The following is an 8229-nucleotide window of genomic DNA, read 5'->3' as shown; positions in this document are numbered from 1 at the left end:
TGTCGGATTGTTCGTCATTTTTACAAATGCCGCTGTGCAGGACAGACCCTTGCCTTCTGTTTCAGAGGCGATTTCCGTCGAATTGTTTGTGCAGCTCCGCAGTCGTCCGCAAAATGACCCCGCCCCTGCGACCGACAGAGGCGATCTCTCGCGGTTCCAAAAGGGCCAAGACGCAGATATCGGAACGTCGCAGGGCGAAACCGATCTTGAAGCTGCCTCCCTTCCCGCTCCGGAAACATCCGGGAGCGAGACTGTCGCCGCTGATCCGGCCTGGATTTCCGCGACCTCGTTTCATGCTCAGGATGTCCTGAGTGACCCTAGATCAGCGCAGGCGCGCCTGGCCCTCGGCACGCTTGTTGCCGGTGATCGAAGAGAGCAGCTATGTGCGCTAGAAGCGATGGAACAGCTCAGGCGAACGCAGCCGGATTTCCGGCCGACACGATTGGCACCGCATGCGTTTCGAAATTCGTTTCAAAGACAGAACAAGATTGTTGTTCCGGCAGGCGCGGTGAGAAGCAATCGGATCTGGTATGAAATTGCCTACAATTGCCAGCTGAATGGCGATGGCTCAGATATCGAGAGCTTTGAATTCGCGCTTGGGAATGAAATAGACCGTTCGCTCTGGGACGAGCATGGCCTTGCGCCTATCCATTGACCGTGGCGAACCGTAGTTCGACGGGCCTGGCAGGCATCCAAACGCGGCAGATAAATATTGCTGCCGCGTCAGATGAAGTATTCTGGTTCAGGTGCCGTAGGGCCGGCAGCCTTTGAACCGATCAATGCATCGACAGCCATTCACGAGCAGAACGCTGTGCTTCGGCAATCTGGGTCGAGCTCATTTCACCGGAAATTTCCTTGCGGTAACGAACCGCGTCCTTGTTGCCCTTCAGAGCAGCGATGTTGAACCATTTATGAGCGGTGACCAGATCAGTGTCGCCGTGGCGGCCACAGGCACTGTCAAGTCCCATCTGGAACAGAATGTCGGCAGTGACCGGCTTTTCGCCGATGATAGCCATGTCGGCCGAGTGCATTTCAAAACGAGCCATGTTGCTCCCCTTTTCATCCTCTGTAAGACTTCCCTAGAAACGCAAGAATTCGCGTTGCCTTCCCTGCTGTTTCTTGAGATCTACTTCATCAGGAGCAGTTAAAGGGCTCGTTAAAATACAGGTTTAACGCAATCCAAATAAAAATTTAAATAAGTCTGAAATTTACTTGATAGTAAGCATACAGCTTCGAATTTCGCTTTAATTTCAATGGCTTTATTCAAAAATTTGAAGATTACAATAAAGACTCTGTTCACCAAGCCAACAGTTTGGGACCATGACGTCCCTTAAATGGAATACCTGACCTGTCGAACGTGTGGAGCCTGAATGATGTCACTGAAGCCAATCGTATTCCTTCACGGTACCAATGCCGCACCATGGACCATGGCTCCCTTCAGTGACTACTTTCTGGAAAGAGGCTTCGATTGCCATTCCCCCACATACCGCTTTCACGATCTTGCAGATACTGAGGCCAGATCCGAGGCGCTCAAAGGTACAAGCATAAAGGACTATGTCGACGATATTGCCGACTTCATCGGGACGCTGGATCACCGCCCCATTGTGATCGGTCATTCACTTGGCGGTCTTATCGCACAGCTTCTCTCCAGCCGGGGATTGATTGAGGCAGGCGTCTTGATCAACAGCAGCATTATCAACGGGACGCTGCCCACTACCGACATGGAACGGGCACTCGGCAAGGGTTTCATGTCGGCCGGACGGTTTTGGGAAGAAGCCCCCGGTCAGGATTTCGAGCTTCTGGCAGCCTACGGTCTCAACACCATGCCCGAACACCAGCAGCACGAGATTTGCGACCGCCTCAGCACTGAGTCCGGCAATGTTCTGTATGAGCTGTTTTTCTGGATGTATGACATCAACCAGACAACCAAGGTTGATTTTTCCAAGGCAAAAGCCCCGCTCCTGTTCCTGTCGGGCACGGAAGACAAGGTTGTCCCACCGTCGACAGCGAAGACGATGGCCGATCGGTACGGAGATCTGGCAACGTTTGTCGAGATTGAAGGGCGGTGCCATTACATGCAACTTGAGGAAGGCTGGCAAGACCTTGCGCGCCGAAGCCTGACGTGGATTCAGGAGCTTTGAACCCGGTCTGAACCGGCAAGCCGTCTTCGGAAAAGGACAAGATCATCCTGTCCGGTGTCCATCTCTATCGGTGGAGACGGATCCTTCGTTTCAAACAGGAGCACGTGACACCACTCCGGAAAGAAATTTCCCCCATGCCGTAAGGGCACGGGTTTTCAAAGAGATTCCGCCCGTATACATTCCCTTTCCGTAAACGGAAAGCAATCCGTTCGGGAGGAAATAATGCTGAAATCGAACCTGTCCTCTGCCCTGGTTGCAGCAGGTCTTTTTGCCGCGTCTTCTGTGCTTGCTCATGCGGCTGATGCGAAGGGGGACTGGGTGCGCCCGAACGGCGCGTCGAAAATCCGGATCAGTTCCTGCGGAAATTCGCTTTGCGGTAAACTGATCTGGCTCAAGGATCCGCGCAACGACACGCAGAACCCCGACGCTTCAAAACGCAGCCGTCCGCTTGTCGGTGTTGAAATTGTTCAATCCATGAAGCCAACCGGAAAAACCAACCAGTGGAAGGGCAAGGTGTATAATGCCGAAGACGGCAAAACCTATACCGGCTTCATTGAGCTGACGTCCACAAACAAGCTCAAGCTCGAGGGCTGCGTCATGGGTGGTCTCATCTGCAAGGGCGAGACCTGGGCGCGCGCCAACTAAGTCACATTCCGGTTCGGCCAAGTCCTGTCGATTTGGCCATAGCCCTGTCGCATTTGCTGGTCAGAAATTGTGGCGCAATCATCTCCAGCACTGCGGCGGGGTTTTCCATTGGCTGTTTCGTCATTTCTTTCGATTTCCAGACTTGATCATAAAGCCCGGATTTCAGGGCTGCTTGCGACGGTTTTCACGTTGTTTTTGGTCACAGGTGTCCAGGCTGCTCCAGACATAAACGGAAAGTGGCGCACACCAGACGGAGCGGTCGTTCAGGTCAGTAGATGCGGCTCGGCGCCTTGCGGCAAAATCATCAGCTTTCACCCACCAGCCGGTAAAGCCATGGAGACCGTCCGCGATGAGCGAAACAAGGATGCCTCCAAGCGCAATCGTAAAATCCTTGGACTGACGGTGCTCTGGCGTTTGCAACCAGACGGAAGTGCCTGGTCCGGCCGGGTTTATGATCCCCGACGTGGTTTCAGCGCCAACGCAACCGTTCGAAAGACGGGCGGTTCAAGACTTGAAATTAAAGGCTGCGTTCGGGTTGTCTTCAATGTTTGCGAACAGGAAGTCTGGCAGAGGGTTAAGTAGCTGTCGGTCAGGCTTTGATTACCGAGATGCTGCGACGGTGCCCAGAACAGCTTGTTGAGGCACTACATCTAGACCAGCATCTTCTTGTAGCCAAGGTGACTCTGGTCATATCCGAGACGCTTGTAAAACTGGTGAGACCCTTCGCGTTCCCTGTTTGAAGTCAGCTGTATCATGCAGGCGTCGGTTTCCCTCGCGAGGCGCTCCGCGTGATCCATCATCATCCGGCCCACACCAGTGCCACGCTGGTCGACACGCACATGTACGCTTTCCACTTCCACCCGGGGCCGCCCTTTGAAGGCAATGCCTTTCATAAAGTGAATCTGGTAGGTTCCAACCACCTCACCTGCATCATTCAGAGCAACGTAGATGTCCACCTCAGGTGCGGCCACGAGCGCCTCGAACGCCGGTCCGTAACCCTGCCAGTCACCGAACTCCTTGCCCCGTCGAACGCTGGCTGCACCAGCATTGATGATTTCGACAATCTCACGCAGGTGGCAGACTTGCGCTTTCTCGATATGGATCTGGGATTTCTTCTGGTCAGACAAAACGGACTTCCTGTTTTGCTGTCTTTTAAAAGACGGAGCTCTCAACCGAATTCACCCGCACATTCGATTATAATTTGAGTCGGGTTTGAACCTTTTCATGTACCAAGGTTTAACAGCCCGTCCATACGCTTGCTGCAGATTTGTGGGTTGCAAAGGCAGGAACAAAATGTTCGATCCGGGCGGATGGGTGACGATGTTTGCCGGTGGCATTGCAAGCGGAGTTGTTTTCTGGGGTATTGCCCAGCCTGCAGAGCCAACGGCAACGCGAAAAGACGGTATCTGCTATCTGACCTATGGCCGACCGGTCAAGATCCTGGCACTTGCGATGATCCTGCTGTCCATTCTTGCCATCCATACGCTTCTGGTCGCGGATTTGAGCCATCAGCTTTTGGCCGTTTTCGCGACATCGGTTTTTAGTGCGGGCACACTCTTTATTGCCTACCAGGTCTTTCTAGTTCGATTTGCCTATGACAGGACTTCGCTTTATTTCGACAGTCCGTTCTGCAAGGATCAGACAGTCCCCTGGGAAAATCTCGAATATGCCGGTTCCGTCCCGTTTCTGCGGGCAAACTATCTTGTTGTAACGGGCATCGGACGGATCTGGAGCCTGGGGTTTCTCAATGGGCACGATGAATTGGGCAGCTTTTTGCAAGGCAAAGCGGCAACCCTTCTACGCCCAACTGAGGTTGCCGGAACCTGACCAAGCTCATCTGCAGCGCGGGTTATCGGGATCAAGTTCGGCAACACCCCACCAGGTCGTACGCCAGCCTTCAGCTTTCCAAAGGTGAGGCCAGGAGCCGGTCAAATAGGTCGCGGACAATGGCTCCACAGTTTCACCAAAGGTCGCCTTTCCATAGCGCTCATCAGCAGGGAGTTTCGGTTGACGATCCCCCTCGTCCCAAACGAAGAAGCATTTTTCCCGTGCATCTGTTTTCGCCGGAATTGCCTTGGTAACGACACGCGCATCCGGGAACAGAACCCTGAGGTTGCCACCTGTATAGCCGTTGTCCGCAATCAGCGTCGCGTTCGCAGCGCCAAGTTCTGAAAGTGGTGCTTTCAGATCCGCGTAGGGTTTCATGTGACGGCACTTGCCGCCACACCAGAACTTGTCGGGTGCGAGTATGCCGGGAACACGCGCAAGAAACGCCACGGCTATAACAGTGACGATAACGGCTCCAAGCCAACGCCACTGCTTTTGAAACCCGAACCGCTCCAGATCCGCAAACAGATAGATCGGCAAAAGCAACATCAACGGATGCATATGCCGTTCCTTGACATAGGTTGCTCCGGTAATCGCGATCATCAGCGCTGTCAGCACGATCATGGTCAGAACAGTGCGGCCACACAGGCGGGCAACATCATTGACCGCGGGTGTGGTTGCCGGAACCCGGCCGAAGTAACGCGGCCAGAAGAGCAGCAACAGAACCGGAAGAAGCGGAACAGAAAATCCGAGCAGCCCGAAACCCAGTTTACCCAGCCCCTCGCCTGCCCGCATCACGTGAGATGCCTCGGCAGTGACCCCCATTGTCTCGGAGACCGAGGACAGGAGTTTCAATCCTTCGCTCAAGATCCAAAAGGCATAGGGGCTGTAGACAAGAGCTGCTGCGACCGGAACCAGGATCACGCCGGTGACCTTTATTCTTGTACGCCAAACCGGATCACTGAGGGCGGCGATCAGAAGCGCCAATGCAAAAAGCGGAAAGGAGTGCTTGCCGAGCAGGCCGGCTCCGGCAACGGCGCCGAACAGAAGGTAAAATCCGATCCGCCCGCTTTCCTGCGCCTTGATGAAGAAAAAGGCACTTGCGGCACAGGCTGTTGTGAGCACAACCGTGTGGGTGACACCTTCATGCAGGTTCCAGCCGAACTGATAATAGAGCGAATAGGAAAAGGCGCAAAGCGCTGCTAACCGAGGGTCTGAAATCGCCTTTCGTGCGACCAGAAACAAAAACAGCGCGGCCAGCGAGATAAGTCCGTATTTAACCGAGAGCGCAGCCCAAATCGTCGGGCCGAAGACCTGTTGTGCCGACCAGAGCAACCACTCGTAAAGCGGTGGCTGACGCAACATGTAACCGGGCTGCAAGGTCTGCACCAACACGTTCTCGAACATGTCGTCCGTGCCCAGAACGGGTGTCGAGAGCGCGCGGAGCAGGAGATGGCCAAGCCCCCATAGCGCAACGATGGCCCAGACACCAACCGGCGTGGCGTACAGGGGCGTCTCAGCGGATCTGGTATCGGAAGTCGTGGTCATTCGGCTCAGGCGTCGTGTTTGTCCGGTCTGCCGTTTAGCCTATCCGGACCGAATTGCCCAGTATTCAACTTCGATAGGTAGCCAACTTGTAGGCAGCAAAGGAGAAAAACACCCCCAACCCAGCCTCGATCCAGCGCCTGCTCCGCCGGTAAAACTCAACAACCGGCTGGGTTGAGAAAGTGACTGCATAAGCCAGGTGCCCGAGAACCGACATCAGTGTGCAGCTGGCCATGAGCGTCAGCCCGACCCAGAGAGGCGCATTCGGACCGAGACCGACGCCGACGATTGCGATCCAGTGGAGAGCCGCTTTCGGATTGGTCATCTGGATAGCCATTCCCTGAAGAAACAGCCGGTTTCCCATGGCGGATCGCGCCACCACCTTCCCTTCCGGCGTTGCTGCGGAGCGGAAGGCCTTGAATGCGAGCCAGATCAGGTACAGCGCGCCCAGAACCTTCAATATGGTGATTGCGTGCGCATAAGCTGCGATCAACGCGGTAAGGCCCGCTACTGTCAGCGTTGCCCAGATGCCGGAACCGACCCCAACGCCCAGCGCCAGCTGAACCCCGGACTTGCGTCCCCGCTCCATAGATGTGCCGATAATGGCCAGAATGTTGGGCCCGATACTGACAAAGCCAACGGAGAAAATTCCAACAGCCAGGAGAAGGCTGGCAAGATCCGCATTCATATCGTCTCCCGATCGTCTGGTAACCTTTCCGGTTCGTTTCAAACCGGGAAAGCAAAGTCACGCGAGCGTATCAGGCAAAACTGCCGGGTCTCAATCCAAAAATGCCCAGGTATCGGCACCGTCGAAATGCCGGTGTCCGATGGTTTCGATAGTTCCCGGCGCCGCGAGCCGCAGGTTGATCGCCATGCGGCCCTTGGCTTGACCGGCAATAGCTTCCCAATGAGTGGTCGACCCGCAGGTCTTGCAGGTGTGAAAGGCAAGTTCCTTATCGCCGCGCGAATAGGCAAGCGTCGCATCCGGAGCTGCCGTGACGACGATGTCGCCTGCCTCGCCATGGCCCCAGACCGTACCGAGACTTCGGCAGATCGAGCAGTTGCATTCGACGGCGAAGCGAGGCTGTACTTTCATTTCATAAGACACAGCACCGCAATGACAGGCCCCCTTGATGGGCAAGGTAACCTTTGAAGATGTCTCCTCCCCAGCCATCTCTTATTCCAGTCCGATCTTCTGTTTCAGAAGGTCATTCACGGCCTGCGGGTTGGCCTTGCCTTTTGAGGCCTTCATCACCTGACCGACAAACCAGCCGACAAGGTTCGGCTTTTCCTTGGCCTGTTCCACCTTGTCGGGGTTGGCAGCGAGGATTTCGTCGACAATCGCTTCGATCGCGCCGAGATCCGTGACCTGCTTCATGCCGCGATCTTCAACGATCTGAGCGGGGTCACCGCCTTCGGTCCAGACGATCTCGAACAGATCCTTGGCGATCTTGCCGGAAATCGTGCCGGCCTTGATCAGGTCGATGATGGAGCCGAGCTGAGCCGCAGAAACCGGGCTGTCCGCCAGATCCGTGCCTTCCTTGTTCAGGCGACCGAAAAGTTCGTTGATTACCCAGTTGGCGGACAGTTTGGCGTCGCGCCCCTTGGCAACTTCCTCGAAGAAATCTGCCGACGCCTTTTCGACAACCAGAATATCGGCGTCATAGGCGGTCAGACCGTAGTCATTGATAAAGCGGTTTTTCTTGTCGTCCGGCAGTTCAGGCAAGTGCTGAGCCAGATCATCGACGAACGCTTGCGTGAATTCCAGCGGCAGCAGGTCCGGATCCGGGAAGTAACGGTAGTCGTGCGCTTCTTCCTTGGACCGCATGGACCGGGTTTCGCCTTTGACGGCATCGAACAGACGAGTTTCCTGATCGATTTCACCGCCGTCTTCCAGGATCGCCACCTGGCGGCGGGCTTCATATTCGATTGCCTGACCGACAAAGCGGATCGAGTTGACGTTCTTGATCTCGCAGCGGGTGCCGAATTCACCGCCCGGACGACGGACGGAGACGTTGACGTCCGCACGCATCGAGCCCTGGTCCATGTTGCCGTCGCAGGTACCGAGGTA

Annotated in this window: 12 protein-coding genes; 5 read left to right on the top strand and 7 right to left on the bottom strand. The window is 55.3% G+C overall.

Annotated elements, in window-relative coordinates; translation table 11 throughout:
* A partial coding sequence (locus K5905_RS21275) for a DUF930 domain-containing protein (RefSeq protein WP_297587445.1) occupies positions 1-655 on the top strand: 655 nt, incomplete at its 5' end.
* Between the two features lie 121 nt (positions 656-776).
* Here K5905_RS21275 and K5905_RS21270 read toward each other — a convergent pair.
* Positions 777-1046, bottom strand: a complete 270-nt coding sequence (locus K5905_RS21270; protein WP_297587442.1) for a hypothetical protein — start codon at positions 1044-1046, stop codon at positions 777-779.
* A gap of 327 nt (positions 1047-1373) precedes the next feature.
* Here K5905_RS21270 and K5905_RS21265 point away from each other — a divergent pair, with 327 nt between their 5' ends.
* Positions 1374-2141, top strand: coding sequence for an alpha/beta hydrolase (locus K5905_RS21265; protein ID WP_297587440.1), 768 nt, complete (start codon positions 1374-1376; stop codon positions 2139-2141).
* Between the two features lie 222 nt (positions 2142-2363).
* Complete coding sequence (locus K5905_RS21260) at positions 2364-2786, top strand: DUF2147 domain-containing protein (RefSeq protein ID WP_297587437.1); 423 nt, start codon at positions 2364-2366, stop codon at positions 2784-2786.
* Between the two features lies 1 nt (position 2787).
* Here K5905_RS21260 and K5905_RS21255 read toward each other — a convergent pair whose 3' ends face one another.
* Positions 2788-2910, bottom strand: coding sequence for a hypothetical protein (locus tag K5905_RS21255; RefSeq protein WP_297587448.1), 123 nt, complete (start codon positions 2908-2910; stop codon positions 2788-2790).
* Between K5905_RS21255 and K5905_RS21250 the strand changes: the two genes are divergently transcribed.
* Positions 2856-3368: a DUF2147 domain-containing protein gene (locus K5905_RS21250; RefSeq protein ID WP_297587434.1), complete on the top strand. Its 513-nt coding sequence runs from the start codon at positions 2856-2858 to the stop codon at positions 3366-3368. The two genes, K5905_RS21255 and K5905_RS21250, sit on opposite strands and share 55 nt — an antisense overlap.
* A gap of 68 nt (positions 3369-3436) precedes the next feature.
* Here the strand turns inward: K5905_RS21250 and K5905_RS21245 are convergent, their stop codons facing one another.
* Positions 3437-3913, bottom strand: a complete 477-nt coding sequence (locus tag K5905_RS21245) for a GNAT family N-acetyltransferase (RefSeq protein ID WP_297587431.1) — start codon at positions 3911-3913, stop codon at positions 3437-3439.
* A gap of 166 nt (positions 3914-4079) precedes the next feature.
* Between K5905_RS21245 and K5905_RS21240 the strand changes: the two genes are divergently transcribed.
* Positions 4080-4613, top strand: coding sequence for a hypothetical protein (locus K5905_RS21240; protein ID WP_297587428.1), 534 nt, complete (start codon positions 4080-4082; stop codon positions 4611-4613).
* 6 nt (positions 4614-4619) lie between these two features.
* On the opposite strand, the gene K5905_RS21235 is transcribed toward K5905_RS21240, so the two are convergent.
* The 4 genes from K5905_RS21235 to gatB all read right to left on the bottom strand — a co-directional run.
* Positions 4620-6161, bottom strand: coding sequence for a glycosyltransferase family 39 protein (locus K5905_RS21235; RefSeq protein ID WP_297587426.1), 1542 nt, complete (start codon positions 6159-6161; stop codon positions 4620-4622).
* Positions 6162-6225: 64 nt separating this feature from the next.
* Complete coding sequence (locus K5905_RS21230) at positions 6226-6846, bottom strand: LysE family translocator (RefSeq protein WP_297587423.1); 621 nt, start codon at positions 6844-6846, stop codon at positions 6226-6228.
* 90 nt (positions 6847-6936) lie between these two features.
* Complete coding sequence (locus tag K5905_RS21225) at positions 6937-7332, bottom strand: GFA family protein (protein ID WP_297587419.1); 396 nt, start codon at positions 7330-7332, stop codon at positions 6937-6939.
* Positions 7333-7335: 3 nt separating this feature from the next.
* The coding region (gatB, locus tag K5905_RS21220; RefSeq protein WP_297587418.1) for an Asp-tRNA(Asn)/Glu-tRNA(Gln) amidotransferase subunit GatB at positions 7336-8229 on the bottom strand (894 nt) is incomplete at its 5' end.

It is taken from the genome of Roseibium sp., assembly GCF_025698965.1.
In the GTDB taxonomy this organism is placed as follows: Bacteria; Pseudomonadota; Alphaproteobacteria; order Rhizobiales; family Stappiaceae; genus Roseibium.
Note: the sequence above shows the minus strand (reverse complement) of the source record. Positions and strands in the feature narration are given on the sequence as shown.